The sequence below is a fragment of the Kitasatospora xanthocidica genome, from assembly GCF_014656195.1.
Taxonomy (GTDB): domain Bacteria; phylum Actinomycetota; class Actinomycetes; order Streptomycetales; family Streptomycetaceae; genus Kitasatospora; species Kitasatospora xanthocidica.
The window spans coordinates 302,102-327,278 of the sequence record NZ_BNBY01000007.1 but is presented as its reverse complement, the minus strand read 5'-3'; the positions used below and the strand labels follow the sequence as shown (position 1 = coordinate 327,278).

General features: G+C 73.1%; 28 protein-coding genes and 1 tRNA gene. 20 read left to right on the top strand and 9 right to left on the bottom strand.

The window, feature by feature from the left end:
• Nucleotides 1–70: 70 nt before the first annotated feature.
• The 4 genes from IE332_RS15940 to IE332_RS15925 form a co-directional block, all read right to left on the bottom strand.
• A complete protein-coding gene (locus IE332_RS15940; protein WP_189916504.1) occupies nt 71–574 on the bottom strand; it encodes an allene oxide cyclase barrel-like domain-containing protein in 504 nt (167 codons plus the stop codon).
• Nucleotides 575–699: 125 nt separating this feature from the next.
• Nucleotides 700–1,047, bottom strand: a complete 348-nt coding sequence (locus tag IE332_RS15935) for a hypothetical protein (RefSeq protein ID WP_189916503.1) — start codon at nt 1,045–1,047, stop codon at nt 700–702.
• A gap of 33 nt (nt 1,048–1,080) precedes the next feature.
• A complete protein-coding gene (locus tag IE332_RS15930) occupies nt 1,081–1,653 on the bottom strand; it encodes a hypothetical protein (RefSeq protein WP_189916502.1) in 573 nt (190 codons plus the stop codon).
• A gap of 14 nt (nt 1,654–1,667) precedes the next feature.
• Complete coding sequence (locus IE332_RS15925; RefSeq protein ID WP_189916501.1) at nt 1,668–2,099, bottom strand: ATP-binding protein; 432 nt, start codon at nt 2,097–2,099, stop codon at nt 1,668–1,670.
• A 159-nt stretch (nt 2,100–2,258) separates the two neighbouring features.
• Between IE332_RS15925 and IE332_RS15920 the strand changes: the two genes are divergently transcribed.
• The 6 genes from IE332_RS15920 (at nt 2,259) to IE332_RS15900 (ending at nt 4,453) form a co-directional block, all read left to right on the top strand.
• Entirely contained in the window at nt 2,259–3,206 is a 948-nt protein-coding gene (locus IE332_RS15920; RefSeq protein ID WP_229928626.1) for a helix-turn-helix domain-containing protein, read from the top strand.
• Nucleotides 3,163–3,300, top strand: a complete 138-nt coding sequence (locus IE332_RS40960) for a DUF397 domain-containing protein (RefSeq protein ID WP_229928642.1) — start codon at nt 3,163–3,165, stop codon at nt 3,298–3,300. Before IE332_RS15920 ends, IE332_RS40960 begins: the two co-directional genes overlap by 44 nt.
• Before the next feature lie 20 nt (nt 3,301–3,320).
• Complete coding sequence (locus IE332_RS15915) at nt 3,321–3,518, top strand: DUF397 domain-containing protein (protein WP_189916500.1); 198 nt, start codon at nt 3,321–3,323, stop codon at nt 3,516–3,518.
• Between the two features lie 360 nt (nt 3,519–3,878).
• Nucleotides 3,879–4,067 carry a DUF397 domain-containing protein gene (locus IE332_RS15910; RefSeq protein WP_189916499.1) on the top strand — a complete coding sequence of 63 codons (189 nt, stop codon included), beginning with the start codon at nt 3,879–3,881 and terminating at the stop codon, nt 4,065–4,067.
• Nucleotides 4,068–4,087: 20 nt separating this feature from the next.
• Nucleotides 4,088–4,351, top strand: coding sequence for a DUF397 domain-containing protein (locus IE332_RS15905; RefSeq protein WP_373313739.1), 264 nt, complete (start codon nt 4,088–4,090; stop codon nt 4,349–4,351).
• Between the two features lie 18 nt (nt 4,352–4,369).
• A tRNA-Leu gene (locus IE332_RS15900) sits at nt 4,370–4,453 on the top strand.
• 71 nt (nt 4,454–4,524) lie between these two features.
• Here IE332_RS15900 and IE332_RS15895 read toward each other — a convergent pair.
• Nucleotides 4,525–4,797, bottom strand: a complete 273-nt coding sequence (locus tag IE332_RS15895) for a hypothetical protein (RefSeq protein ID WP_189916498.1) — start codon at nt 4,795–4,797, stop codon at nt 4,525–4,527.
• 397 nt (nt 4,798–5,194) lie between these two features.
• Here IE332_RS15895 and IE332_RS15890 point away from each other — a divergent pair, with 397 nt between their 5' ends.
• From IE332_RS15890 to IE332_RS15880, 3 genes are all read left to right on the top strand, one after another.
• Nucleotides 5,195–6,439, top strand: coding sequence for a sensor histidine kinase (locus IE332_RS15890; protein WP_189916497.1), 1,245 nt, complete (start codon nt 5,195–5,197; stop codon nt 6,437–6,439).
• A complete protein-coding gene (locus tag IE332_RS15885) occupies nt 6,436–7,113 on the top strand; it encodes a response regulator transcription factor (protein ID WP_229928625.1) in 678 nt (225 codons plus the stop codon). The genes IE332_RS15890 and IE332_RS15885 overlap by 4 nt, the downstream gene beginning before the upstream one ends.
• 95 nt (nt 7,114–7,208) lie before the next feature.
• On the top strand, nt 7,209–7,391 hold the full coding sequence (locus tag IE332_RS15880) for a hypothetical protein (RefSeq protein WP_189916495.1): 183 nt from the start codon (nt 7,209–7,211) through the stop codon (nt 7,389–7,391).
• Nucleotides 7,392–7,461: 70 nt separating this feature from the next.
• Here IE332_RS15880 and IE332_RS15875 read toward each other — a convergent pair whose 3' ends face one another.
• Complete coding sequence (locus tag IE332_RS15875; RefSeq protein ID WP_189916494.1) at nt 7,462–8,874, bottom strand: amidase; 1,413 nt, start codon at nt 8,872–8,874, stop codon at nt 7,462–7,464.
• A 140-nt stretch (nt 8,875–9,014) separates the two neighbouring features.
• Here IE332_RS15875 and IE332_RS15870 point away from each other — a divergent pair, with 140 nt between their 5' ends.
• From IE332_RS15870 to IE332_RS15825, 10 genes are all read left to right on the top strand, one after another.
• Nucleotides 9,015–9,632 carry a TetR/AcrR family transcriptional regulator gene (locus IE332_RS15870; RefSeq protein ID WP_189916493.1) on the top strand — a complete coding sequence of 206 codons (618 nt, stop codon included), beginning with the start codon at nt 9,015–9,017 and terminating at the stop codon, nt 9,630–9,632.
• Between the two features lie 121 nt (nt 9,633–9,753).
• On the top strand, nt 9,754–11,001 hold the full coding sequence (gene aroA, locus IE332_RS15865) for a 3-phosphoshikimate 1-carboxyvinyltransferase (RefSeq protein ID WP_189916492.1): 1,248 nt from the start codon (nt 9,754–9,756) through the stop codon (nt 10,999–11,001).
• 125 nt (nt 11,002–11,126) lie between these two features.
• Nucleotides 11,127–12,230, top strand: a complete 1,104-nt coding sequence (locus tag IE332_RS15860; protein ID WP_189916491.1) for a serine hydrolase domain-containing protein — start codon at nt 11,127–11,129, stop codon at nt 12,228–12,230.
• Between the two features lie 101 nt (nt 12,231–12,331).
• A complete protein-coding gene (locus IE332_RS15855) occupies nt 12,332–13,108 on the top strand; it encodes a MerR family transcriptional regulator (RefSeq protein ID WP_189916490.1) in 777 nt (258 codons plus the stop codon).
• Between the two features lie 92 nt (nt 13,109–13,200).
• Nucleotides 13,201–14,289 (top strand): RNA ligase family protein, encoded by a 1,089-nt coding sequence (locus IE332_RS15850; protein WP_189916489.1) that lies wholly within the window; start codon nt 13,201–13,203, stop codon nt 14,287–14,289.
• Between the two features lie 182 nt (nt 14,290–14,471).
• Nucleotides 14,472–14,879, top strand: coding sequence for a YciI family protein (locus tag IE332_RS15845; protein WP_189916488.1), 408 nt, complete (start codon nt 14,472–14,474; stop codon nt 14,877–14,879).
• Entirely contained in the window at nt 14,876–16,132 is a 1,257-nt protein-coding gene (locus IE332_RS15840; RefSeq protein ID WP_189916487.1) for an RNA polymerase sigma factor, read from the top strand. The genes IE332_RS15845 and IE332_RS15840 overlap by 4 nt, the downstream gene beginning before the upstream one ends.
• A gap of 573 nt (nt 16,133–16,705) precedes the next feature.
• Entirely contained in the window at nt 16,706–17,761 is a 1,056-nt protein-coding gene (locus IE332_RS15835) for an alpha/beta hydrolase (RefSeq protein WP_189916486.1), read from the top strand.
• Nucleotides 17,762–17,959: 198 nt separating this feature from the next.
• Nucleotides 17,960–18,907, top strand: coding sequence for an AurF N-oxygenase family protein (locus tag IE332_RS15830; RefSeq protein ID WP_189916485.1), 948 nt, complete (start codon nt 17,960–17,962; stop codon nt 18,905–18,907).
• Nucleotides 18,908–18,968: 61 nt separating this feature from the next.
• Complete coding sequence (locus IE332_RS15825) at nt 18,969–20,675, top strand: 4Fe-4S binding protein (RefSeq protein ID WP_189916484.1); 1,707 nt, start codon at nt 18,969–18,971, stop codon at nt 20,673–20,675.
• Nucleotides 20,676–21,132: 457 nt separating this feature from the next.
• On the opposite strand, the gene IE332_RS15820 is transcribed toward IE332_RS15825, so the two are convergent.
• The 3 genes from IE332_RS15820 to IE332_RS15810 all read right to left on the bottom strand — a co-directional run bounded on the left by IE332_RS15820 (nt 21,133) and on the right by IE332_RS15810 (nt 24,304).
• Nucleotides 21,133–22,206: an aromatic ring-hydroxylating oxygenase subunit alpha gene (locus tag IE332_RS15820; RefSeq protein ID WP_189916483.1), complete on the bottom strand. Its 1,074-nt coding sequence runs from the start codon at nt 22,204–22,206 to the stop codon at nt 21,133–21,135.
• An 8-nt stretch (nt 22,207–22,214) separates the two neighbouring features.
• On the bottom strand, nt 22,215–23,069 hold the full coding sequence (locus IE332_RS15815; protein WP_189916482.1) for a class I SAM-dependent methyltransferase: 855 nt from the start codon (nt 23,067–23,069) through the stop codon (nt 22,215–22,217).
• Between the two features lie 182 nt (nt 23,070–23,251).
• Complete coding sequence (locus tag IE332_RS15810) at nt 23,252–24,304, bottom strand: alpha/beta hydrolase (RefSeq protein WP_189916481.1); 1,053 nt, start codon at nt 24,302–24,304, stop codon at nt 23,252–23,254.
• Nucleotides 24,305–24,520: 216 nt separating this feature from the next.
• Between IE332_RS15810 and IE332_RS15805 the strand changes: the two genes are divergently transcribed.
• Nucleotides 24,521–25,093: a TetR/AcrR family transcriptional regulator gene (locus IE332_RS15805; protein ID WP_229928624.1), complete on the top strand. Its 573-nt coding sequence runs from the start codon at nt 24,521–24,523 to the stop codon at nt 25,091–25,093.
• Nucleotides 25,094–25,177: the final 84 nt, after the last annotated feature.

Genomic DNA, 25,177 nt, shown 5'->3' with positions numbered 1-25,177 from the left:
AGATGCACGGGAAGTCGGCGGGGCCGACTTCCCGTGCGTGCGCCGGAGAGCGGCGACCCGGCGCGCGGAATCAGCGCTGGATCTCGGCCCGCGCCCTTTCGTTCGGCGTGCCGATGTCCCAGAAGCGGACGGTGCCGCGCGCGGCGGCGTAGGCGCCCGTACCGCCGGTGACGGCCATGTCCAGCGGGTCGCTCGCCCCCGTCGTCCAGAGCGCCTGCATCGTCAGGGAGCCGCCCTCGACCTCCATGGTGATCAGGCACTGCTTCGTGATCTCCGCGCCGTGGACCTGGACGACCTGGCACGATCCGCCCCCGCGCCCGACATTGCGGCCGTCCTTGACGGAATAGCCCGAGTAGACGTCCAGGTCGCCCAGGCTCGGCCCGGCCGCGCCGAGATCCAGAACCTCGTACTGGTCGTTCTGGACCTTGAGTTCGAGGACCTCGACGCGACCCCTCTGCGGGGTGTCGGCGTCCGCGGTGCCCACGGCGGCGAGCCCGATCGCGGCTGCGGCCAACGAGGCGGCGACGAGCCTCCTGACCGTCACGTAACCGCTGCGGTTTCCGTTGCTGACCATGGTGGATCCCCCTTGCTGTGGACTCGTGTGCGAACTCCCTCGACGCTATGACCTGCGAGCCGGTCGTTTCCAAGACCAATCCGGTTATCGCGCCATGCCCTCGCGGGCATGATCGGCGCATCCCGTCAGGAGGCCGTCGTCTCGGCCGGTGGGGTGTTGTGGGCCACGATGAGCTGACTGACCCGGTGCATCCGGTGCCAGACCTGCGGGCTGTCGTCCTCGGTGAGCGCGGGCAGGACCTCGTCGAGCTGGCCGAGGATGAACCGCACGGTTCCCATGCCCCGTTCGTGGAGGGAACCGCCGTTCTTGACCCACGTGAACACGCAGCCCGCCAGCCTGACCTCGGTGGACAACAGATCGACGCCCGCCACTTCGAGGGTGAGAAACCGCTTGGGCATGGGCCAACGGAACTCGGCCTTGTGGTCCTCCCACAGGCGTTCCACCACGGCGAAAGGCTCTTCAGCAGCATCCATGCCCCCATCATCGCGGGGCCAACTGTGCCGGTCTCAGGGGTTGGTGGTGTGGGCTGCGGCTTGGGTGCGGCATTGGGTGAGGGCGTAGGTGATGCGGGTGTCGGGGTTGGGGGTGGCGAGGAGGAGTTCGCCGGCCTGGACGAGGGTGGTCCAGTAGGTGGTGGGGTCGCCGGTGCGGGGGAGGGGTCTGGCGGCGGTGAGGGAGAGGTAGGCGGTGGTGAGGTTGCCGGTGGTGAACCAGCGGGTGAGGCCGTGGTGGTGGCCGGGGCGGATGCCGCCCATGGCGTCGATGGCGATGAGGAAGAGGTCGATGACGGCGTGTTGGGTGGGGGTGAGGGTGGCGGGGATGTCGAAGACGCCGAGGGCTTCGAGGAGTTCGCCGGTGTCGTTCTCGGAGCTGGGGCGGGGGTGGGCGAGGAGTGCGTGGTAGCAGTCGTTGAGGCGGCGGGTGGTTTCGGTGAGGGGGATGGAGAGGGCGAGGCAGACGGCGCGGGCGGAGGGGAGGGGCTGGTGGGTGCGGCGGGCGAGGAGGGCGTAGGCCTGGGCGGGGGTGGCGGCGTGGTTGAGGGCGTTGCGGGCGAGGGTGGTGAGGCAGGGCTGTCGCATGGGGTGGGTGGCTTTCAGGCGGCGAGGGGGAGGTGGGGGGTGGGGGCGATGTGGGCCCAGACGAACTTGCCGATGCCGCCGGTGCGGGGGTGGTGGCCCCAGCGTTCGGCGAGTTCGTTGACGAGGTGGAGGCCGCGTCCGTGTTCGTCGTCGGGGGTGGTGGTGCGGGGGGTGGGGTGGCCGGTGCCGGCGTCGTGGACTTCGAGGCGGAGGCGGTCGCCGATGAGGGTGAAGCGGATCTCGATGAGGCGGTCGTCGGGGGCGTCGCAGTGCTGGACGGCGTTGGCGAAGAGTTCGCCGAGGAGGAGTTCGGCGGTGTCGCGGTAGCGGTCGCCGGCGGGGAGGGCGGTGAGGTAGGCGCGGAGGAGGTGGCGGGCGATGGGGGTGGAGGCGGGGTGGGAGTCGAGCCGGGCGGCGAACGTGCGGGGGCGGCGGGAAGCGGGCATGGCTGTGCACCTCGGGGGGCGGTTGGGGGAGCGCGGAAGGCGCGCGTAATCACGCTACGCATGCAAATGACTGCGTTCTGGTGTCAATCATCGGGGCTGCGGAGGTACGGTGACGCCAGATCGACGTGCGGGACGTGCGCAGCACAACTGGGGGCAGTCATGGCACAGCGGAAGACCAAGCAGGGAACGACGGCCAGCTCCGCGATCATGTTCGGCGAGGAGCTCAAGTACGCCCGCGAGGCGGTGGGATACACGCAGGAGGACGTCGGCAGGCTCCTGCACTGCGACCGCACGGTGGTCTCCCGGACCGAGGGCGGGAAGAGGAAGCCCTCGGTCGAGGAAGTCGAGGAGGTCACGCGGCTGTTGAACGCCGGTGACCATCTGATGCGGTTGTATCGCCGGGTCGACTGGGATGCGTCGATCGAGCATCCGGACTGGTCCCAGGAATACGCGGATGCGGAAGCCATCGCCGTTGGGCTGCGGGCGTATCAGGATGGCGTGATGTACGGCCTGTTGCAGTGTCCGCAGTATGCGCGGGCGATCTTCGAGGCTGGTGATATGGCTGGCAACTCGGATGAGATCGAGGAGCAGGTCAAAGCCCGACTTAGTCGGCAGAGTCGCTTTCTCGTGCCCGATGGGCCGCTGCTGCTCGTCATCCTTGATGAGAGTGCCATCCGCACGGTTATGGGTGGACCTGGGGTGATGCGATGTCAGATGGAGTACTTGCTGCAGGTGGCTCGGCTTCGGAACGTCGTCATTCAGGTGGCGCCGTTCTCGCATCGGCGGACTGACGTCAAGACGGCTATGGTGTTGCTGGAGCTGCCGGACGGACAGCGCTTGGTCTACTCGGAGAGCCTCGATCGAGGTCATCTCAGCAACGATTCCGCCAGCGTGGCCAAGCATCTGCGTCGCTATGATCAGCTCCGTGCCGAGTGCCCGTCAGAGAGTGACTCACTTCGGCTGATCGCCGATGCGCTGGAAGGTTTCAGAGATGATGAGCAGCGAGCTCGCCGCAGCCGCCTGGCAGAAGAGCAGCTACAGCAACAGCGACGGCGGCAACTGCATCGAGGTAGCCCCCGGATTCCCCGACCTCGTCCCCGTCCGTGACTCCAAGGACCCGCACGGCCCGGCGCTCGTTTTCCCGGCCGTTGCCTGGGAAGCCTTCGTGACGGCCGTCCGTGAGGGCGACTTCCCGGCGTAAGGATCATCGAGGAGTAGGCCATGCCGGTCTGGCGGAAGAGCAGCTACAGCGGGGACAACGGCGGCATGTGCATCGAGGTGGCCCTCGGATCCTTTCCCGGCGCGGTCCCCGTCCGTGACTCCAAGGACCCGCACGGCCCGGTCCTCCTCTTCCCCGCCTCCGCCTGGGACTCCTTCCTCCACGCCGTCCGCGCCGGCGAGCTTCCCGGCGGCGACTGACGCTCCTGCCTCCGGGCGGCGATGGGGGCGCTGGCGCAGTCCGAGCGTCCTTGCGGTTGGTGCCAAAGGGTTGCCCGCCGTGATGGGGCTCTAGCGTGATTCCCGTAAGTCCAGGCTGATCGCCATCGGGAGGCCACCCATGAGTGCCTCGGAAGTTGACCGTCCGATCTATCCGTCCGTGCGTCCCCGAGTCACGGTGGCGGAACTACTGGCTGCCAAGAACACGCAGCCGATCCGCTCCCTTGACGACCTACGGGCCGACACGTTTGAGTCGGACGAGGAGCTGGACGAGTTCCTGGCGGCCGTTCGTGCCGAACGTCGGGGCGACTTCTTGGCGTAAGGATCATCGAGGAGTTGGTCATGCTGATCTGGCGGAAGAGCAGCTACAGCGGCACCAACGGCGGCAACTGCATCGAGGTGGCCCCCGGCTTCCTCGGCCTCGTCCCGGTGCGTGACTCCAAGGACCCGCGCGGCCCGGCGCTCGTTTTCCCGGCCGTTGCCTGGGAAGCCTTCGTGACGGCCGTCCGTGAGGGCGACTTCCCGGCGTAAGGATCATCGAGGAGTTGGCCATGCTGGTCTGGCGGAAGAGCAGCTACAGCGGGGACAACGCGGGCGAGTGCATCGAGGTGGCCCTCGGATCCCTTCCCGGCGCGGTCCCTGTCCGTGACTCCAAGGACCCGCACGGCCGGTCCTCCTCTTCCCCGCCTCCACCTGGGACTCCTTCCTCCACGCCGTCCGCGCTGGCGAGCTCCCCGGCAGCGACTGACCCGCTCGTCCCCCCGTACCGGGGCCGGAAAGAATTGGTCAGAGGCACCCCTCCGGATGGTCTATAGTTAACCCATCACCCAGATGCGCGGGTGGCGGAATAGGCAGACGCGCTGGATTCAGGTTCCAGTGCCCGAAAGGGCGTGGGGGTTCAACTCCCCCCTCGCGCACAGCGAACGGCCGGTCGATCTTCGGATCGACCGGCCGCTTTGTTTTGTTCCCGGCCCCGCGACCTTCAGGGCTACTCCCAGCTGATGCGCCGCAGCCCGAGGTCGTCCAGCAGGTACGTCGCGTCGTCCCGGCGGATCCCATCGGTCGTGGCGATCGCCTCCAGTTCGCCCAGGAGGCGATCGCGGTCTTCTATGGGCAGCTCGCTCAGCCAGTGCACGATGCGGGGGAACTCCATGTCCAGGTTGGCGAAGTCGAGCGAGACCAGGAGCGCGGCACGCGCGTCCTCGTAGGCCGCCGGCTTCGCGCTCCCGAGAGCTTCCTGCTTTCTCCATCCGCTGACCATGGGACGAACCATACGTCGTCCGCTCCTCCCCGAAGGCGTTCGCCGGAGCCCGCGCGGACGTGCACCATGGTGCTGCCGACGGTCCGTGACGCGAGGGGGCGGGATGGACGCGCTGCCGTTCCTTCCCAACTCGGCCGCCGGAGTGGCAGGTTGGTTGCTCTGACGGGCCGGATGGATCCGGCTCGACCCGGCCTACGACCTGCTCCGGGCCACCGGGCGCCGTGCCAGCCTCCCGGGAAGGGGCGCCGGGACTGTGGGGAGCACGAGTGGTACAACCACGACGGCGTCGTCGCGCGCTGCTACCACTGCGAGGTGGGCGAGCGGGCGTGGCGCTGACCAGGGCTTCTCCCTCGATCGGGGGAGGTCGGCTCCGGACGGGGTGGCGATACTTGCACGCATGATCAAGGTTCTTCGGCCGCTGCTGCGCGGTTCCACGTACACGGGTGTGCTGTTCGCCGTTCTCGGGGCGCTGGCGGCTCTGCCGTTGGCGCTGGTCGCGCTGGTGCCCGTGGCCGGGATGCGGGCGGACCCGTACCTGCTGTCGGCGGTGCTGTCGCTCGCCCTCTGGGTGGCGCTGATCGGGGCGGTGGGGCTGGCCGGGGTGACGCGGCGGATGCTGGTGCGGGGCGCGCGGCGGCTGCTGCGGGTGACGGTGCCGGACCCGGTGAAGGGGGCCTCGGGGGAGCGGTGGCGGACGCCGGTGTTCCTGGTGGTGCACGTGCTGTCGGGGTGGGTGCTGCTGTTCGGCGGGAGCGTCCTGCTGACGATGGCGGTGGCGTTGCCGGGGAAGTGGGCGTCGGGTGACGTGCGGATCAGCCTGTTCGGGTGGGCCACCGACCTGACCGGCGGCTGGAGCTGGGTGGTCGCGGCGGTCTGCCTGGCGGCTGCGGCGGTGCTGTTCGTGGCGGTGTCGGGCGGCCTGCGCCGGCTGGCGCCGCGGCTGCTGGGGCCGTCGGCGGCGGAGCGGCTGGCGATGGCGGCCGAGCGGGAGCGGGCACTGGCCGAACGGAACCGGCTGGCGCACGAGCTGCACGACTCGATCGGGCACACGCTGACCGCCGCCACCATCCAGGCCGCCGTCGCCGGGGAGGTGCTGGCGGCCGATCCGGCGGCGGCACGGGCGGCGATGCGCAGCATCGAGGAGTCGACCCGGGCGGCGCTGGAGGACCTGGACTACGTGCTGGGCGTCCTGCGGGACGAGCAGGCGGGCACGGCGCCGACCCGGACGCTCGCGGACCTGCCCGAGCTGCTGGACCGGCTGCGCCACGCGGGCGCGGTCGTGGAGCCGGAGATCGTCGGCTCGCCGGAGCGGGTGCACGGCACGCTGTCCCGGGCCGCGTACCGGATCCTTCAGGAGGGCCTGACCAACGCGCTGCGGCACGGGGCGGGCGGGCCGATCCGGCTGCGGGTGGTGGCGGGCGAGGACGGGCTGGAGCTGAGCGTCGACAACGAGGCGAAGTCGGGGCCGAGCGGCTTCCCGACCTCGGGCCACGGCCTGCCCGGTCTCGCCGAGCGGGTGCGGCTGCTGCACGGCGAGTTCGAGGCCGGGCCGTACGGGGGCGGGGGCGTCGGGGGTACTGGAGGCGGTGGTCCGCAGCGTTGGCGCCTGGCCGTGCGGCTGCCGGTACGGTGGGCGGCGTGAGCAGCCCGGAAGCCCCCGTCACCGTCCTGATCGCGGACGACGACCCCGTGACCCGCAGCGGGCTGAGCACCCTGCTGGGCGCCCAGCCGGGCCTGACGGTGGTGGGGCAGGCGGCGGACGGGGTCGAGGTGGTCGAGCAGGTGCGGCGGCTGCGGCCGGACGTGGTGCTGATGGACGTCCGGATGCCGCGCCGCAACGGGATCGAGGCGACCCGCGAACTGCTGAACGCGGGCGACGGAACCCCGCCGAAGGTCGTGGTGATCACGACCTTCGAGAACGACGACTACGTGACGGCCGCGCTCAGCGCCGGGGCGAGCGGCTTCGTCCTGAAGCGGCGGCCCGTCCCGCAGATCGCGGAGGCGGTGCGGGTGGCGGCGGCCGGGGAGGCGATCCTGTTCCCGGCCGCGCTGCGCCGGATGGTGGCGGCCCGCCCGCTGAACTCGGCGGAGGCGCTGCCCCGGGCCGCGCTGACCGGGCGGGAGGAGGAGGTGCTGCGGCTGATGGCGACGGGCTCCTCGAACCCGGAGATCGCCGAGTCGCTGGCGGTGAGCCTGGAGACGGTGAAGACGCACGTCGGGAACGTGCTGACCAAGCTCGGCGCGCAGAACCGGACGCACGCGGTGGTGATCGCGTACGAGTCCGGGCTGGTGGTTCCGGGCCTGCAGGGGGCGTGAGCCGTCGTCAACCGGCGTCGAGTACTGAGGGGGAGACTGTGAATCGAGAACCGCGAGACGGTGATGGGGCCCGAACCGGCCGTGGGGGACGGCTGGTGGGCGTCGGGCTGGCCACGCTGGGCCTGGTGCTGGTCGCGGCCGGGGTGTTCGCGCTGCTCGGGCTGGTGCCGGCGGACTCCGGCGGCGGGTCGGTGCTCCGGACGGCGGGCGGCGGCCTGTTGGCCGGTCTCACGCTCGCGTGGGGCGCCTACCTGGGCCGGAGCCTGCGCCGGCGGTAGCCGTCGTCCGCCCCGCCGGCCGTCCCGTAACGCCCCGCCGCCGGCCCGCCACCGTCCTGCTGCCGCCTCGCTACCGTCGGGGGTCGATCGGGGTGAGCACGCCCAGGCGGTCCTCGACGGCCTGGGCGGCGGCCAGGCACAGGTCCTCGCGGAAGGCCCGTCCGATCAGCTGCACGCCGGTGGGGAGGCCGTCCTCGGCGAGCCCGGTCGGGACGGCGACCGCCGGGACGCCGACGAAGCTGGTCACCGAGCACAGTCGCATCGCCATGGCGACCCGGTCGCGGCCCGCCTGGTCCCGCGACTCCAGGCCCGGCTCGACCGGCGGCTCGGTGAAGACCGGCCCCAGCAGCAGCGGGTACTCGTCCAGGAACTCCGTCCAGGAGCGGCGGATGTTCATCCACGCGCTCATCAGCCGGATCAGCCCCGGGGCGTCGGCGGGCGGGGCGCTGCGCATGGTCAGCTCGATGAAGCGGTCGCCGCCCTCGCCGAGCAGCTGCCGTACGGCGGGCCAGCTCGGGGCGAACTCGGTGACGGTGAGCCGGTGGTAGGTGTCGTACGCCTCGTCCAGCCGCGGGACGTCGGGCACCTCCCGGACCTCGTACCCGGCGTCGCGCAGCGCCTCGGCGGCGGCCTCGACGGCCCGGCGGACGGTGGGGTGGACACCGTGGCCGCCCGGGTCGGCGACCACGGCCACCCTGAGCGGCCGCCGGAGCGGTTCGCCGTACAGCGGCGCCGGGACGGCGCGCGGGTCGCGGGGGTCGGTGCCGGCCAGCGCCTCGTAGGCGAGCCGGAGGTCGGCCACCGTACGGGCCAACGGGCCGTCGGTGACCAGGACTTGGGAGGCCGGGCCGGGGTCGTCCGGGCCGATCAGGCGCTGGTCGGCGGGGAAGCGGCCGGTGGTCGGCTTGAGGGCGGCGACGCCGCAGAAGGCGGCCGGGATCCGGACCGAGCCGCCCGAGTCGTTGCCGAGCCCGAGCGGGGCCAGGCCGGCGGCGACCGCGGCGCCGTCACCGCCGCTGGTGCCGCCCGGGGTGCGGCTCGGGTCCCAGGGGTTGCGGGTGTCGCCGTACAGCTCGCTGCGGGTGTGCATCCCGGCCAGGATCAGGGTCGGCAGGTTGCTGTGGCCGATCGGGATCGCCCCGGCGGCGCGCAGCCGGGCCACCGGGACGGCGTCGGCGGGGGCGACGTGGTCACGGAAGCGCGGGGTGCCGAAGGTGGTGGGCACGCCCTCGATCGGCGTGCACTCCTTGACGGTGAACGGCACGCCCGCGAGCGGCCCGACGTCCTCGCCGGCGGCCCGGCGGCGGTCGGTGTCCCGGGCGGCGGCGCGGGCCCGGTCGGCGAGGAGCCGGGTCACGGCGTTCAGGTGCGGGTTGACCTCGGCGATGCGGTCGAGGTGGCTGTCGACCACGTCGAGGGCGGAGACCTCGCCGGTGCGGACGGCGGCGGCGAGTTCGGTGGCGGGTTTGCTCCACAGGGGCATGGGGGCGGGGCTCCTCGGGCTCGTTCCGATGCGGTTGCATCGGAACCATAGCCGGGGAAGCGATACGCTTGCATCGGAATAAGGGTGGGAACTCGGAACGTCGGGATCCCGCACCGTCGGGAACTCGGCCAGGAGGCGGCATGCCCAAGCAGGTGGACCACGAGAGCCGTCGCCGGCTGATCGCCGACGCCGTCTGCGCACTCGTGGACGAACGCGGCCTGGGAGCCGTCACCCTGCGGGACGTCGCCACCCGCGCCGAGGTCTCCATGGGCGCCGTCCAGCGCTGCTTCCGCACCAAGGAGGAGATGCTGGGATTCGCCCTCGCGCACGTCGGCGAGCGCGTCACCGAGCGGGTGCGGGTCCGGCTGACCGCCGGGCCGGCCCAGTCGGCCGCCAGTGAACTCGGGCTGGTCGCCGGGGAAGTGGCGCTGCTGCGCGAGGAACACCGGGCCGAGGCCAGGATCTGGCTCGCCTTCGTCGCCGCGGCCGCCGTCGACCCCGGGCTGGCGCAGACCCTGCGCGGCAGCTACGCGGCGCTGGAGGAGCTGGTGGTGCGGCTGGTCGCGGAGGCGTCCGAGGGTGGGGGCGGGGCCGACTGGGCGGTCGCCGGCGGGGTGCTGGAGGCGCGGACCGAGGCCCGGACGCTGCTCGCCCTCGCGGACGGGCTCACCGCGCACGTCCTGATCGGGTACCGGACGGCGGCGGAGGCGGAGGAGGTCCTGCACGCGCACCTGGCCGGGCTCTGGGAACGCCGCTGAGGGCCTCGGAGTTCGCCGGGCCGTCGTCGTCCAGTCCGTGGAACGTCGCGAACGGCAGGGAGCCGGTGCGGCAGGATCGGGACCGACGCCACCGGACGCACCTGTGTTGGGAGAGCCTGCCGTGACCGCCGTCCAGATCCCCGGGTCCAAGTCCATCACCGCCCGGGCGCTGTTCCTGGCCGCCGCCGCCGACGGCGAGACCACCCTGCACCGGCCGCTCGCCTCCGACGACACCGAAGGCTTCGCGCAAGGGCTGGCCGCACTCGGCTACCGGGTCGAACGGGCGGCCGACGCCTGGCGGGTGACGGGCCGGCCCGCCGGGCCCGCCGTCGAGACGGCCGAGGTGTACTGCCGGGACGGCGCCACCACCGCCCGCTTCCTGCCCACCCTCGCCGCCGCCGGCCACGGCACCTACCGCTTCGACGCCTCGGCCCAGATGCGCCGCCGCCCCGTCGCCCCGCTCACCCGGGCACTGCGCGAACTCGGCGTCGACCTGCGGCACGAACAGGCCGAGGGGCACCACCCGCTCACCGTCGTCGCCGACGGCGTCCGCGGCGGCGAACTCACCCTGGACGCCGGGGAGTCCTCGCAGTACCTGACCGCGCTGCTGCTGCTCGGCCCGCTCACCCGCGACGGCCTGCGGATCACCGTCACCCGGCTGGTCTCGGCCCCGTACATCGGCATCACCCTCGCGATGATGCGCTCCTTCGGTGTCGAAGTGAAGCGGGAACGGACGCCGCACGGCGAGCTCTTCGACGTGCCCCCCGGCGGCTACCGGGCGACCGGGTACGCCGTCGAACCGGACGCCTCCACCGCGAGCTACTTCTTCGCCGCCGCCGCCCTCGCCGGCCGCGAGATCACCGTCCCCGGCCTCGGCCGCGACGCCCTCCAGGGCGACCTGCGCTTCGTCGACGTCCTGCGGCGGATGGGCGTCCGGGTCGACGTCGGGGACGACCGTACGACCGTGTCCGGCGACGGCACGCTCGGCGGCCTCACCGTCAACATGCGGGACATCTCCGACACCATGCCCACCCTCGCCGCGATCGCGCCCTTCGCCACCGGCCCGGTCCGGATCGAGGACGTCCACAACACCCGGGTCAAGGAGTGCGACCGCCTGGAGGCCTGCGCCGCCAACCTCCGCGCGATGGGCATCACCGTGGACACCGGCGACGACTGGATCGAGATCCACCCCGGCACGCCCCGCCCGGTCGAGATCGCCACCCACGGCGACCACCGGATCGTGATGTCCTTCGCCGTCACCTCGCTGCGCACACCGGGCATCACCTTCGACGACCCGGGATGCGTGCGGAAGACCTTCCCGGGATTCCACGAGGCGTTCGCGCGGCTGCGGGCGGAGTGGGGCGTCTGAGGGCGGGGGTGGTGATGGGGGCATGGATGTGAGCCGGATCACGCTTGAGGTTGACCCAGGGGCGGGGTGGAGGCTCGGCGCAGCGGCCCGACACGGGAGCGGGCCGACGGACGCGAAGGAGCGCCATGTCCACCACCTTCCCCAGCACCTCGCCCAGTCGAGAGGCTGACCGCCCGGAGCTGCGGAACGCGATCGAGGAGCTCGTCGAAGCGGGCTTCCTCGGCGTGCAGCTGCGGGTCAACGACGAGCGCGGCGAGTGGGTCGGCAGTGCCGGTACGCGCGAGCTCGGCCGGGCCGATGCGCTCTCCGACGGGCACTTCCGGGTCGGCAGCTCCACCAAGAGCTTCGTGGCCACCGTGGTGCTGCTGCTGGTCGCGGAGGGCCGGATCGGCCTCGACGCCCCGGTCGCCGACCACCTGCCCCGGTTCGGGCTGGACCGGCGGATCACGGTGCGGATGCTGCTCCAGCACACCAGCGGGATCTTCAGCCACACCGGCGAACTCCTCGACGACGGGACGGTCGTGCCCGGGATCCCGTGGCGGGGCAAGGAGTGGGTGGACGGCCGGTTCCGTACCTACCCGCCCGAGGAACTGGTACGGCTGTCGCTGTCCCACCCGGCGCGGTTCGCGCCAGGCGCGGGCTGGAGCTACTCCAACACCAACTACGTGCTCGCCCGGCTGGTGATCGAGGAGGTCACCGGCCGGCCGTTCGCCGAGGAACTGCGACGACTGGTCCTGGCGCCGCTGGGCATGACGGGCACCGTGGCGCCGGGCACCTCGCCGGAGGTCCCCGAGCCCCACAACCACGGCTACTACCGCTACCAGGACGCGGGGCGGGAGCGGACGGTCGACGTCACCCGGCACAACCCCTCCTGGGTCGCGGCCGGCGGCGACATGATCTCGACCACCCGGGACCTGCACACCTACTTCTCCGCGCTGATGGGCGGCCGCCTCCTGCCGGCCGGCCTGCTGACGGAGATGCGCACGCCGGAGGCGACGATCGGCTACGGCCTGGGCGTGTTCGCGCAGGACCTGGGCCAGGGCCGCGGCACCGTCTACCACCACAACGGCGCCACCATCGGCTCGGCGGCGCTGATGTACGGCAGCCCCGACGGCGGCACGACCCTCACCGCCGGGCTGACCTTCGTGGACGACGCGGACCTGTCCATCGCACCGGCCTTCCAGCGCGCCCAGCAGCTGCTCGTCGACGAGGTGTTCCGCGCGGGCTGAACGGCCATGGCCCGTACGGCCGTGGCCCGTACGCTTCGGGAGCGGGGCGGGGTGGGCGACGACCAGCGAACAGTCGAGAGATGTCGGGGGATGGCGGGCGGATGACAGGCGGAGTCACGATCGGGCAGGCGGCGGCCTTCGTCGGCGTCACGGTGAGGACGGTGCGGCACTACCACCGGCACGGGCTGGTCGAGGAGCCGCGACGCGACGCCTCCGGCTACCGGCGGTACGGATCGGCGGAGTTGCTGCGGCTGGTGCAGGTCCGGACCCTGGCCGCCGCCGGGGTGCCGCTGGCCGAGGTCGGGCCCCTGCTCGACGCCGACGCCGAGGAGTTCGCCGCCTCCCTCGCCGACGTCGGGCGGCGGCTGACCGAGCGGATCGCGGAGTTGAGCGCCCGTCGCGACACGCTGCACCGGCTCGCCGAGGGCGACCGGGCCCTGCTGCCCGAACGCGCCTGCGCCGTCCTGGACCGGATGCCCGGCCTCGGCTTCGGCCCCGACTACGTGGCCGCGCAACGCGAGGCCCTGGTGCTGGCCCGGGCGATGGTGCCGGAGGGCTTCGACGGGTTCCTGGCCCGGCTGGAACACTGCCTCGACGACCCCGAGTACGTCGAGCTGACCAAGCGCGGCCTGGAGGCCGAGACCTGGGAACCGGACGACCCGCGGATCGAGGAACTCGCGACCGCCATGGCCGACCACTACCTCGCCCACCCCGCCCTACTGGCGAGCCCCGCCAGCCTGCGGGCCTGGCGCAGGGCTTCCGCCCAGTACCGGATGATCAACGAGCACGGCGGTGACCGGGCGCCGGTCTCGGCCCGGCTGACCGCGCTCACCGAGGCCAGGCTCCGAGCCGCCGGGGTAGCCCTGCCGCGGTCGTGACGGTGGGCGCCGGTGGCGGGCGCCGGCCCTCGGCCCCGGCCCCCGGGAATCCCGGTTGCCGGTGGGCGGGTTCGGCGGCGAGGATCCTGTTCGTGTCCGAGTTCGTGTCCGAGACGACGGCGTTCGACGGGGCCGAGCTGCGGCCCTACCCCAAGATCCCCTCGCGCGGCCGCTCCGGCGGGCCCGGCGGCCGCGAGTGGACCGCGACGGAGAAGGTGCACGGCGCGCACTTCGCGGTGGTCTGCGAGGGCGGGGATGGCGGGGATGGCGGGGATGGCGGGGCGGTGCGGGCCGCGAAGCGGCGCGAACTGCTGGACGACGAGGAGCTGGACGGCTTCTTCGGCGTGAGCCGGATCTGGCCCGAACTCACGGTCGCCGCAAGCCGGTTCGCCGCGGCCGTGCGCTGGCACGGGCGCGGGGCGTGGGGCCGCTCGGCCACGGTGACGATCTACGGCGAGCTGGCCGGCGGACGCTACCCGCACCCCGGGGTGCCCGCCGTCGCCGGGGTCGACCCGGTGCAGACCGGCGTCTGGTACGACCCCGGCCTGCGCTGGCTGCCGTTCGACGCCACCGTCGAGACACCCCAAGGCCGTTGGTGGATCGCCGACCGCACCCTGCGCGCGGCCGCGAGCACCGCCGGACTCACCTGCGTCCCGCTCCTCGGGCACGGCGCGCTGAACGCCCTGCAGGACCTGCCGGTGCTGTTCCCCAGCCGGGTGCCGGCCCTGTTCGGGCTGCCCGACCTGGCGGACAACCTCGCGGAGGGGTACGTCCTCAAACCGGCCGGGGAGTGGCGGGAGTCGCGGGAGTCGGGCGAGGCCGGGGCAGCGGCCCGTCCACTGGTGAAGGTCAAGCAGCAGGCCTTCGCCGAGGACGGCCGCTACGGCGGCGCCCGCCCGTACCTGCCCCCACCGGAGGGCGCGGCCGGCGTCCCGGCCTGGCTGCTGGTCCAGGCATCCGCGCTGCTCACCCCCGCCCGGGCGGCAGCCGCGGTCAGCAAGCTCGGGCCACGGACGGCGCCGGCCGCGGTGGCACGGGAGATCGCCCAGGACACGGCCGAGGAACTCGCCGACGCCCTGGGCGGTTTGGACCCGTCCGTCCTGGCAGCACTGCACCGGTCGCTGGAACCCGCGGCGTTGGCGCTGGCATCCTTCGACGCGGAAGACCGGCGCAACTCCTGACCCCGGGGGCCTGCGGTACCTTGATCATCGGCGTTGCCGGGGGGCGTCTCGGCGCCCGGAGGAAATCCTCGGAGAAATCTCTCGGAGAAAGCTCTCGGCCGATGTCGAGGGCCCGTCCCGCGGCTCCGACTGAGAGGTGACAGCGCGCCGACGGGGCGCGCGGGACCGAGGGGACACCCGAGATGAAGTACGTCGCGATGATCTACGGCAACCAGGCCAAGTGGGACTCCTTCCCGGCCGAGGCCTGGCCCGAGGCGATCGCCAAGCAGGAGGCGTTCAACACCAGGTACCGCGAGAGCGGCGAGCTGATCGGCGCCTACGGACTGGCCGACGCGGCCGCCGCGCAGCTGGTGCGCCGGGCCGAGGGCGTGCCGGTGGTCACCGACGGGCCCTACCTGGAGACCAAGGAGTACCTCGCCAGCTTCTACCTCCTCGACTGCGAGAGCCTGGAACGCGCCCAGCGGATCGCGGCCGACATGCCGTTCGCGGACGTCGAGCCGGTCGAGCTGTGGCCGATCCTGCACGAGTCGCCGGTGAACGAGCTTTCGGTGAGCGAACTTCCGGTGGACGAGCTCCCGGTGAGCGAGTGAGCGTCGGGAGCGACCGCGTCGAGGAGCTGCTGCGCGAACTCGCGCCGCAGGTCCTCGGCGCGCTGGTGCGACGGCACGGCGGGGCGTTCGACGCGTGCGAGGACGCGGCGCAGGAAGCACTGCTGGCCGCCGCACTGCAGTGGCCCCGGGACGGGCTGCCCGCGAACCCGCGCGGCTGGCTGGTGACCGTCGCTGACCGCAGGCTCGTCGACCAGGTGCGCAGCGAGTCGGCCCGGCGGCGGCGGGAGGAGGCACTGGCCCTCGCCACCCCGCAGTCGGCCCTCCTCGCCCCGGCCGCCGACGCGCCCGACCCGGTGGCCGACGACTCCCTGGCCCTGCTGTTCCTCTGCTGCCACCCGGCCCTGTCCGTGCCGAGCCGGATCGCGCTCACCCTGCGCGCCGTCGGCGGCCTCACCACCGCGCAGATCGCCGCCGCGTTCCTCGTGCCCGAGACCACCATGGCGCAGCGGATCAGCCGGGCCAAGCAGACTCTCAGGACCGCGGGCGGACGGCTCGCCCTGCCCGAAGGAGACGACGGCGCCGCCCGGCTCGGCGAGGTCCGGCACGTGCTGTACCTGATCTTCAACGAGGGCTACACCGCCAGCGACGGCGAGGAACTGACCGTACCGAGGCTCGCCGCCGAAGCGATCCGGCTGACCCGCCTGCTGCTGCGCCTCACCCCCGGCGACGCCGAGACCGCGGGACTGCTCGCCCTGATGCTCCTCACCGACGCCCGCCGGCCCGCCCGTACCGGACCGTACGGCGAACTGGTCCCGCTGGAGGAGCAGGACCGCGGCCGCTGGGACCGCGAACCGCTCGGCGAAGGGCTGGAGTTGATCGCCGCCACGCTCCCGGGCGGACAGCCCGGACCGTACCAGGTGCAGGCGGCGATCGCCGCGGTGCACAGCGAGGCGCCGACCGCCGGAGCCACCGACTGGCCGCAGATCCTGGCGCTGTACGACCTGCTGCTGCGCTTCGACGCCAACCCGATGGTCGCCCTCAACCGGGCCGTCGCCGTGGCCATGGTCCACGGGCCGGCAGCCGGGCTCGCCCTCCTCGACGGACTCGCCGCCGACAAGCGCCTCGCCCGCCACCACCGCCTGCTCGCCGCCCGCGCCCACCTCCTCGACCGACTCGGCACCGACCCGGCCACCGCCGCCCACACCTACCGCGAAGCCGCCGCCCGCACCTCCAGCGCCCCGGAACGCCGCCACCTCACAGCCCAGGCCCAACGGGTCGAGCGGGGTGGGTGAATATGTCGGTCGGTCTACTGATTTCCGGGGGTGCGGGGCGCAGCGCGCACAGGAAGTCGGGCCGGCCGACTTCTCGTGCGCGGGCCGGAGTTCGGTCTGGGGGAATATGCAGACCGGTCTATAGATTTGGCGCCGGGGTGGCGCTTGTTGCGCGAGAAGTCGGGCGGGCCGACTTTTCGCGCGGAGGTGCGGAGGTGTGGCCTGCGGCGGGCAGGGAGGAATATGTCGGTCGGTCTACAGATTTCTGACGGTGCGGGGCGCGGCGGGCGCAGGAAGTCGGGCTGGTCGACTTCTCGTGCGCGGGTCGGAGTTCGGCCCCGGGGGATTATGCAGACCGGTCTACAGATTTGGTGCCCGGGGTGGCGCTTGTTGCGTGAGAAGTCGGGTGGGCCGACTTTTCGTGCAGCCGGGGCGACAGAAGATGTAGACCGGTCTGCATAATTTTTCCGGGATGTGGGCTCGGGTGGGTCGAGGGTGGGTTCAGGGGGCGTCGAGGAGGCTTCCAAGTCTGCTGGGACGGGCCCATCATGGGCTCCCGCGTTCAGGCAGAACCGCCCCCAGGAGGCAGACGAGATGACGATCCCCTTCCCCGTCCGGATCCAGGCCGCCTTCGTTCGGGGTGCGTACGCCCTGCCGGAGGGGCTGCGGCGGGCGTTCGCGGGCAAGCCGGTGGTGCGGGACGGGCAGACGCTCGCGTTGGACGCGCAGTTGATCCTCAAGCTGCAGCGCCTGTCGAAGGCGTCCCTGGTGATGCCGGGCGGGGTCGCGTCCTCGCGGGTCGCGATGGAGTACGCGCGGCATCTGGTGGGCGGTCCGGTGCTGCGTTCGGTGGCCGCGCGTGCCGTCGGGATCCCGCAGGAGCAGGGGGAGTTGGCCGCGACGCTGTATACGCCGGACGGGCTGGCGGAGGGTTCCGGCCTGCTGGTGTTCCTGCACGGCGGGGGCTGGGTGGTCGGCAGTCGGGCCAGCCACGACCACGTCGCCCGGTTCCTGGCGCAGCGGGCGAACGTCCGGGTGCTGTCGGTGGAGTACCGGCTGGCGCCCGAGCACGTGTTCCCGGCGGCCGCCGAGGACGCGCTGGCCGCGTTCGACTACGCGTACGCCAAGGCGGCGGACCTGGGCGCGGATCCGGAGCGGATCGCGGTCGGTGGGGACAGTGCGGGCGGCAACCTGGCCGCCGTCGCGGCGCAGGCGGCCGTGCGGCGGGGCGGTCCCGCGCCGGTGTTCCAGCTGCTGCTGTACCCGGCGACCGACGCCTCGGTCCGGCGCCCCTCGCGCGACCTGTTCGCCGACGGGTTCTTCCTGACCAGCGCCGGCATGGACTGGTTCGCCGACCGGTACGCGCCCGAGCCCGCCGACCGCGCCGACCCGCGCCTGTCGCCGCTGCTCGCCGAGGACCTGACCGGCCTGCCGCCCGCGTACGTCGGCACCGCGGGCTTCGACCCGCTGCGCGACGAGGGCGAGGCGTACGCGCGGGCGCTGGGGGAGGCGGGGGTGGAGGTGCGGTTGAGCCGGCAGTCGGACCTCATCCACGGGTACGCCAACTACATCGGCGTCGGCCACCGTTTCCGGGAGGCGACGGCCGAGGCGGCAGAGGCGTTGCGGCAGGCGCTGGGTGGTGCGGCGTAGTCGCTGCGCCGTAGCCGTCACGGCGGATGGGTGAAGGGCGGGGCCCCGACGGGCTCCGCCCTTCGTCGTGCCCGCCGTTCGGCGTGCCCGGGGCAAGGGCCGGTGCACAGGGGGTTCTCGGCGGCGGGCTCTTATTGTACTGTCCGTCTAATAAGCGGGTGAGCGGGAACCCGCAGGAGCAGGCACCTGGAGGCAGCCATGGCTCTCACCGACCCGGTGGCGCGGGGGCGGGACCACCACCACGACGGCGGCCGGGAGCACCGGCACACCACGGCCGACGACGACGTCTCGAAGCGGCTGCTGGAGTCGGCCGCCACCCTCTCCTTCGACCCCTCGACCGAGATCGACTGGGACGCCCCCCTCCCGGGGGGGCACTACGGGCTGAACCCGGAGTGGAGCACGCTCTACGGCACCCGGCTGTGGGACGAGATGACCGAGCGGCAGCGGGTCACCCTGACCCGGCACGAGGTCTGCTCGATCATGAACACCGGTATCTGGTTCGAGATGATCCTCCAGCAGATGGTGCTGCGCGACCAGTACCTCAAGGACCCCGCCAGCGCCGAGTTCCAGTTCGCGCTCACCGAGATCGCCGACGAGTGCCGCCACTCGATCATGTTCGCCCGGGCCTGCGCGAAGATGGGCGTCCCCGCCTACCGCCCCAACAAGCTGATAGCCCAGGCCGGTCGCGCGTACAAGGCGCTCGCCAGGGGTGAACTCGCGTACGGCGGAATCCTGGTGGCCGAAGAGGTGCTTGACGTCATGCAGCGCGACTGGATGCGCGGCGAGAACGTGCTGGAGATCGTCCGCGGCACCTCCCGGATCCACGTGGTGGAGGAGTCGCGCCACATGAAGTTCGCCCGGCAGGAGATCCGCGAGCGGATGCGGTACGCGAGCCCGTCGCGCCGTCGCGCCTCGGCCACCGGCATCGCCATGGGCGCGTACGTCATCGTCACCAGCATGGTCCACCCGGGCGTCTACAAGGCCGCCGGGCTCGACGTGCGGCGGGCGCTCGCCGAGGTGCGGGCCAACGAGCACCGCAAGGCGATGATGCGCACCAGCTCCCGGCATCTGATGGCCTTCCTCGCCGAGAGCGGATTGCTGACCAGCCGCTCCGCGGCCGTCTACCGCCGGGTGCACATGCTCTGACGGTTCGTCAGACGAGCCCGAGACCCAATCCCCCACGCGCAGCGAGGACTCCACCCCGGCCATGGCCTACGCGATCACCCAGACCTGCTGCAACGACGCCTCGTGCGTGTCCGTCTGTCCGGTCAACTGCATCCACCCGACCCCGGACGAACCGGAGTTCGGCACCACCGACATGCTGTACATCGACCCGCAGGCGTGCATCGACTGCGGTGCCTGCGCGGACGCCTGCCCGGTGGACGCGGTGTTCCCGGTCGACCGGCTGCGCGGTCCGGACACCGTGTTCGGCGACCTCAACCGCGACTGGTTCCGCGACCACCCCAGCGATCACGCCTGGGGCCGGCCCAGTTTCCCGCGCAGCCTGCCGGGCGAGCTCGGCGTGCTGCGGATCGCCGTCGTCGGCACCGGCCCCTCCGCCGGGTACACCGCGCAGGAACTGCTGCGCAGCACCAGTGCCGAGCTCACCATGATCGACCGGCTGCCGGTCACCGGCGGACTGCTGCGGCACGGCGTCGCGCCCGACCACCAGTCCACCAAGCGGATCGCGGAGAGCTTCGCGAGCGTCTTCCACGACCCGCGGCTGCGGATGCACCTGAACGTGGAGGTCGGCGCCGACGTCACTCACGAGGAGCTCGCCGCCCACCACCACGCGGTGATCTACGCGGTCGGCGCGGCGGCCGACCGCCGGCTCGGCGTACCCGGCGAGGAGCTGCCCGGCAGCCTGCCCGCGACCGCCTTCGTCGGCTGGTACAACGCCGACCCGACCGTGCCCGCCGACGCGGTGGAGCTCTCGGCGGAGCGCGTGGTCGTCGTCGGCAACGGCAACGTCGCCGTGGACATCGCCCGCATCCTGCTCACCGACCCCGACCGGCTCGCCGCCACCGACATCGCCGACCACGCGCTGGCCGCGCTGCGTCGCAGCCGGGTCCGGGAGGTCGTGCTGCTCGCCCGGCGCGGCCCGGAGCAGGCGGCGTGGACCAGGGCGGAGTTCCTGGCGCTGCGGCAGCTGCCGGGCGTCGAGGTGGTGGTCGAGGACCACCCGGAGGTGCGGGCGGCGATCGAGGCGGCGTCAGGGGCGCAGGCGGCGGCCGGCGCGCGGCCGGCGGCGGACTCGCGGTCGGCGTCAGGGCCGCAGGCGGCGCTGCTCGCCGGGCTGCCGCTGGTCCCGTACGACGGGGCCGCGGAGCCGGGGCCGGGGCGGCGGATCGTGCTGCGGTTCCTGTCGGCGCCGGTCGGGCTGGCGGGGGACGGGCGGGTCGAGGAGCTGACGGTCGAGCGGACCACGCTCGTGGACGGCGAGCGGGCCGAGGCGACCGGGAGGACGGACGTCCTGCGGACCGGCCTGGTGGTGCGCTCCATCGGGCACCGTGGCGTCCCGGTGCCGGGGCTGCCGTTCGACGAGCGCACCGGGACGGTCGCGCACCGGGGTGGGCGGGTCGTCGACCCGGCGACCGGGCGGCCGCTGCCGGGGGCGTACGTGGTGGGGTGGGCCAAGCGCGGGCCGTCCGGCGGGATCGGCGCCAACCGGGCCTGCGCCCGCGAGACCGTGGACGCGCTGCTGGACGACGCGACCGCCCGCGCGCTGCCCGAACCGGGGTCCGGGCACAAGGAGTTCGACCGGCTGGTGCGGAGCCGGCGGCCGGACGCCGTGGGGCTGAAGGAGCTGCGGGCGGTGGACCGCGCGGAGCGCGAGCGGGGCGAGGCCGAGGGCCGGCCCCGGGTGAAGCTCGCCACCGTGCCCGAGCTGCTGGCGGCGGGCCGGCGGCGGTAGGCGCCGGGGCGGTCGAACCTCAGCATGACCGCCGTAAATCCGTACGGCACGTGGAGGGGGCCGGGGCGTGGTCGCACGGGAAGTCGGCCGGGCCGACTTCCTGCGCGCCCTTCCTGTGCACCCTCCGGTACGACTCCCGGGCGGTGCTTCGTGAGGGGGCTGATGCGCGGCCTGTCGGGTTGACGCGACCGTGTCCCGGTGCGGGCGGGGTGCGTTGGGCGGGTGTGAGTGGATTTGGGGTGATGCCGGTACCGCGGCGGCGGCCGGTCGAAGAAACGATCCTGCTTGGGGTGGAGCCACCCGAGGAGCCCGATGTCGGGGCACCCATCTACGCCGAGCTGGCCCGGCGCTGGCAGGCGGAGGGTCGGGCCGTCCCCGGACTGCCCGACCCGGTGTGGGAGACGCTGGCCGCGCCGGGCGGCGGGGGCCAGCCCGGCGGGGGTCAGTCCGCTGGGGGTCAGTCCGCTGGGGGGCAGTCCACCGGGTTCGCCTCCGGGGAGAGATTCGCCGCCGGGTGGACCGAAGGGGTCGGCTGGACCGAAGGGGTCGGATAGGCCGACGAGGCTGGGTGCGCCGAAGGGGCCGGAGCGTCCGGATAGAACTGCCGCGCCCAGCGGCGGAACAGCCCGATCGAGCGCTCCCCGGGCACCAGGCGCGGCTGCGCCAGGTACCGCTTGTGCGCCAGGACCGGCCGGTCCTGCTTGATGATCCGTACCGAGGCCTGCAGTGCCAGCCAGGACGCCGCCCGGTCGAGCGCCTTCGCCGACCCGACCCCCGGGACCGGCACCGTGCTGGTCACCGCGAACCGTACCCTGGTGCGCCACGGCGCGACCGGCGTCGCCAGCACCCAGACCCGCAAGGTGGCGCCCAGTTCCGGCAGTTCCGCCACCAGGCGCATCATGCCGAGCCCGGCCAGCGTCACCGGCTGCTCCAGACTGACCGCGCCCAGCCCCGGGAAGCGGGTCGTGGTGCGCTGGTGCACGGTGAACAGCGGGCCGTCCACCTCGGGCGGCGCGGTCTCCCGGGTGTCCAGGCCGTGCAGCACGCTCACGTGCCGGAAGTCGACGCTGTTCTCCATCACCTCCTGCGGGTGCGAGAGCACCTCCCCGCTCCACCAGGCGAGCGGGCGCACCCCGACCGCCGGCGGCAGCTCCCACCCGGGCGGTTCGCCGTCCGTCCCGTGCCAGACGAACAGCGCGCCGTCCCGTTCGCAGAGCAGGCGCCGCGTCAGCGACGCCCGGAACCGGGTCCCGTCCGGTGAACCGGTGCAGGAGCCGTCCGGACCGAAGGCGAAACCGTGGAACGGGCAGACCAGGTCCTCGCCCCGGACCGCCCCGCCCGCCCCGAAGTGCGCGCCCAGGTGCGGACAGTGCGGACCGACCGCGCGCACCGCCCCCCGACGGGTCCGGTACAGCACCACGTCCTCGCCCATCAGCCTGGCCGTGCGCACCCGGCCGGGCGGCAGGTCCCGGACCCGTCCGACGCAGAACCAGCCGCTCGGGTACGGCAGCGGGGCGGGGTGCTCGTCCATGGCGGGGGTCACCTCGAAGGCTTGACGGCGGTGTGAACGTACCAGGCGACGTACTCGCGGACGGCGTACATCTCCACCGTGGAACGGAGATTGAGCCACTTCGACGGATCGCCGAAGCGCCGCAGCACCTCCCACGGCAGCCGGAAGTACGCGTACACCGCCTCCGAGGTGGGCGTGTAGTACGGCGTCGCGTCCAGCGCCTCCTCCACCTCGAACCCGGCCTCGGACAGCAGGTCCGACAGGTTGCCGGCGTGGTAGAACCGGGCCCCGGTCATCGCCATCGCGTCCAGGTACGGTTCGAGCAACGCCCGGGCCCGCGGCTCCAGTTCGTCCAGCGGGACGGTGCTCATCGGACCGAGGAGCACCAGCCGGCCGCCCGGGCGCAGCACCCGGTGGAACTCCGCCAGGGCGCGCGGCGGATCGTAGGAGTGGACGAGCGTCTCCATCGAGTAGGCGCCGTCGAACTCGCCCTCGGCGAAAGGGAGTCGGTGGAAGTCGCCCCAGCCGAAGGCGGTCCGCCCGTCCAGTGCGGCGCGGGCGCTGAGCCGGCGGGCCTCGGCGAGGTGGAAGTCCAGGACGTCGACGCCGGTCACCTCCAGTCCGAACCGCGCCGCCATCGCCCGGGCCACCACCCCCGCCCCGCACCCGGCGTCCAGCACCCGGGCCCCCGTCGGCAGCGCCAGCTTGCGCCCCAGCACGTCCTGCAGCTGCCGCTGCGCCCGCCACAGCCGCCATTTCGACTGCCCGGGCTCCGTCCAGCCCCAGTGCCGGGCGTTGCGCGCGACCCGGGTGTAGAACCACCGGCTCCCGGGCCGCCCGTACACCCGGCGCAGTCCGGCCAGATCGAGTTGCTGAGCGCCCATGCGGACACGCTAACGGCGGGCCCGGGCCGGCTCCCGGCGGCGCCACGGAGGTTGCCCCGCCGGGAGGGGTCGTACGGTCATCGGACTTGAGTGTTTGAGCGACTGTCGGACCGGCGTGACCAGTGCGGCGGGCGTGACCGGCGTGACTCGTGGGGCTGGAAGGGCCGGCAGGGCGGGAGAGCTCAGCCGATCAGTGCCGTCCGGAGCCAGGGGACGATCAGTGCCATCGCCTCGTCGAACCGGGAGACGGCGCAGTGGCCGGTGTCCGGGATCAGTTCGATCCGGGTGGCCCGGCGCCCGGCGAACACCAGGGTGTCGTACTGCGGGACGTGCACGTCGTCCGTGCCGTTGAGTACCAGCATCGGCCCGTTGGCGTCCAGGTCCAGCAGCGGGCGCAGGTCGAAGGCCGTGAAGGCCTCCGCCAGCTCGGACGCGCTCGGCGGCGCGTCGAAGCCCAGGGCGTTGCCGACGATGCCGTCCATGCCGAACGCGAAGCCGCGGCCGGGCGCGAAGGAGCGCTCCACCGGGCCGCCCAGCACCACCGCCGCGTCCACGGCGCCGCTCAGGCCCGCCCGGGCGGAGTAGTAGCCGCCCATCGAGATGCCGAAGTGGCCCACCGTGCCGTCGCCGATCGTGCGGGCGAACGCCACCAGGCCGTCGATCACCTCCGCGCCGCCGTCCGGGGTCATCGGCAGGTGGGCGGTCTCGCCGGTGCCGGGGAGGTCGAACAGCAGCAGCCGGACCGGCAGGGCCAGCGCCAGCTGCTCCCACATGCCGTGCAGGTCGGTCTTCCAGGAGTCCACGCCGCCGCTGGCCAGGACGACCGGGGCGTCGGCGGCCAGACTGGGGGCGGCCATCAAGTGGACCGGCAGGGTTGCCTCGCCGCCGCGGTACGGGACGGTGAGCGTGCGGCGCTCGAACTCCACCGCGAAACCGGGGGCGGCGAGCACGTACTGCTCGACCTGCCGGGCGAGCGCGGCGCGCTTCGGCCGGTCGGCCAGTGAGGGGAACTTGGCCCAGCCGTACGCCTGCGCGGCCTCGCGGTGGCGCCCGGCGGCGGCGTGGCGGGCGGCCAGGGCGGACCACTCGTGGACCCAGCCGCCGGGCCGGTCGGGCCACATCTCGGTGACGGCGGCGCGTACCGCGTCCACCTCGGCGGCGGGCAGGCCGAGGGTCATCTGCGGGTGGCGCTCGGTGAACAGGTCCTGCGGGTCCAGCGGCCAGGTGAAGGGCATGTCGGTGCCTCCTGCAGCATTAAAGCCGGAACTCTTGCGTTAGTGACTATGCGCCCGGGTCGGCGCTAAACGCAAGTGGTCCTGCGTTAAGGTGGCGGGCGAGGTGATCGACATATGAGCGATGTGAGCGGTACGACCGGTGCCAGCGGTTTGAGTGGTACAGGTGCGGAAGACCCGGCGGACGTCCGGCGCCGACCCGGCGGACGGGCGGCGCGGGTGCGTGCGGCCGTACTGGCGGCGGCCATGGAGGCGCTGGCGGAACACGGCATCGCCCGGCTCAGCATCGCCGACGTCGCGGCCCGCGCCGGGGTCAACGAGACCACCGTGTACCGGCGCTGGGGCAGCCGGGAGAAGCTGGTGCTCGACGCCATGCTCACCGCCAGCGACGAGGGCATCCCGGTCCCCGACACCGGCGCCGTCCGGACCGACCTGGCCGCCTTCGCCCGGGCCCTGGCCGGCTACCTGGCCACCCCGCTCGGCCGGTCCGTCGTCCGGGCGGCCGCGCTCAGCTCCGACGACCCGGTGCTCGCCGAGTCCTGGCGGACGTTCTGGCAGTCCCGCCTCGCCCAGGCCGGCGTCATCGTCCGGCGGGCCGCCGAACGCGGCGAACTCCCGGCGGACACGGACGCCGGCCTCGCCCTGGAACTGCTCTGCGCCCCGCTCCAGACCCGCGCCCTCCTCGGCCACCGTCCCGTCGAACCGGACCTCCCGGAACGGCTCGCGGACCTGGTCCTGGACGGCCTGCGGGACAGGGGCCAGGGCGGGGGAGTGGGCCTCGGCTGCTCATGAGGGACGCTCATGAGCGGTACCTATGAGGAGCGCTCATGTGCAGCACCCATGAGGGACGCTCATGACCAGCACCTATGAGGGAGG

Excerpts from the sequence above, each read along its gene's own strand:
- IE332_RS15940 (WP_189916504.1), bottom strand. The coding sequence starts at position 574 with ATGGTCAGCAACGGAAACCGCAGCGGTTACGTGACGGTCAGGAGGCTC.
- IE332_RS15935 (WP_189916503.1), bottom strand. The coding sequence starts at position 1,047 with ATGGATGCTGCTGAAGAGCCTTTCGCCGTGGTGGAACGCCTGTGGGAG.
- IE332_RS15930 (WP_189916502.1), bottom strand. The coding sequence starts at position 1,653 with ATGCGACAGCCCTGCCTCACCACCCTCGCCCGCAACGCCCTCAACCAC.
- IE332_RS15925 (WP_189916501.1), bottom strand. The coding sequence starts at position 2,099 with ATGCCCGCTTCCCGCCGCCCCCGCACGTTCGCCGCCCGGCTCGACTCC.
- IE332_RS15920 (WP_229928626.1), top strand. The coding sequence starts at position 2,259 with ATGGCACAGCGGAAGACCAAGCAGGGAACGACGGCCAGCTCCGCGATC.
- IE332_RS15915 (WP_189916500.1), top strand. The coding sequence starts at position 3,321 with ATGCCGGTCTGGCGGAAGAGCAGCTACAGCGGGGACAACGGCGGCATG.
- IE332_RS15910 (WP_189916499.1), top strand. The coding sequence starts at position 3,879 with ATGCTGATCTGGCGGAAGAGCAGCTACAGCGGCACCAACGGCGGCAAC.
- IE332_RS15905 (WP_373313739.1), top strand. The coding sequence starts at position 4,088 with ATGCTGGTCTGGCGGAAGAGCAGCTACAGCGGGGACAACGCGGGCGAG.
- IE332_RS15895 (WP_189916498.1), bottom strand. The coding sequence starts at position 4,797 with ATGGTCAGCGGATGGAGAAAGCAGGAAGCTCTCGGGAGCGCGAAGCCG.
- IE332_RS15890 (WP_189916497.1), top strand. The coding sequence starts at position 5,195 with ATGATCAAGGTTCTTCGGCCGCTGCTGCGCGGTTCCACGTACACGGGT.
- IE332_RS15875 (WP_189916494.1), bottom strand. The coding sequence starts at position 8,874 with ATGCCCCTGTGGAGCAAACCCGCCACCGAACTCGCCGCCGCCGTCCGC.
- IE332_RS15870 (WP_189916493.1), top strand. The coding sequence starts at position 9,015 with ATGCCCAAGCAGGTGGACCACGAGAGCCGTCGCCGGCTGATCGCCGAC.
- IE332_RS15860 (WP_189916491.1), top strand. The coding sequence starts at position 11,127 with ATGTCCACCACCTTCCCCAGCACCTCGCCCAGTCGAGAGGCTGACCGC.
- IE332_RS15855 (WP_189916490.1), top strand. The coding sequence starts at position 12,332 with ATGACAGGCGGAGTCACGATCGGGCAGGCGGCGGCCTTCGTCGGCGTC.
- IE332_RS15845 (WP_189916488.1), top strand. The coding sequence starts at position 14,472 with ATGAAGTACGTCGCGATGATCTACGGCAACCAGGCCAAGTGGGACTCC.
- IE332_RS15835 (WP_189916486.1), top strand. The coding sequence starts at position 16,706 with ATGACGATCCCCTTCCCCGTCCGGATCCAGGCCGCCTTCGTTCGGGGT.
- IE332_RS15830 (WP_189916485.1), top strand. The coding sequence starts at position 17,960 with ATGGCTCTCACCGACCCGGTGGCGCGGGGGCGGGACCACCACCACGAC.
- IE332_RS15825 (WP_189916484.1), top strand. The coding sequence starts at position 18,969 with ATGGCCTACGCGATCACCCAGACCTGCTGCAACGACGCCTCGTGCGTG.
- IE332_RS15820 (WP_189916483.1), bottom strand. The coding sequence starts at position 22,206 with ATGGACGAGCACCCCGCCCCGCTGCCGTACCCGAGCGGCTGGTTCTGC.
- IE332_RS15815 (WP_189916482.1), bottom strand. The coding sequence starts at position 23,069 with ATGGGCGCTCAGCAACTCGATCTGGCCGGACTGCGCCGGGTGTACGGG.
- IE332_RS15810 (WP_189916481.1), bottom strand. The coding sequence starts at position 24,304 with ATGCCCTTCACCTGGCCGCTGGACCCGCAGGACCTGTTCACCGAGCGC.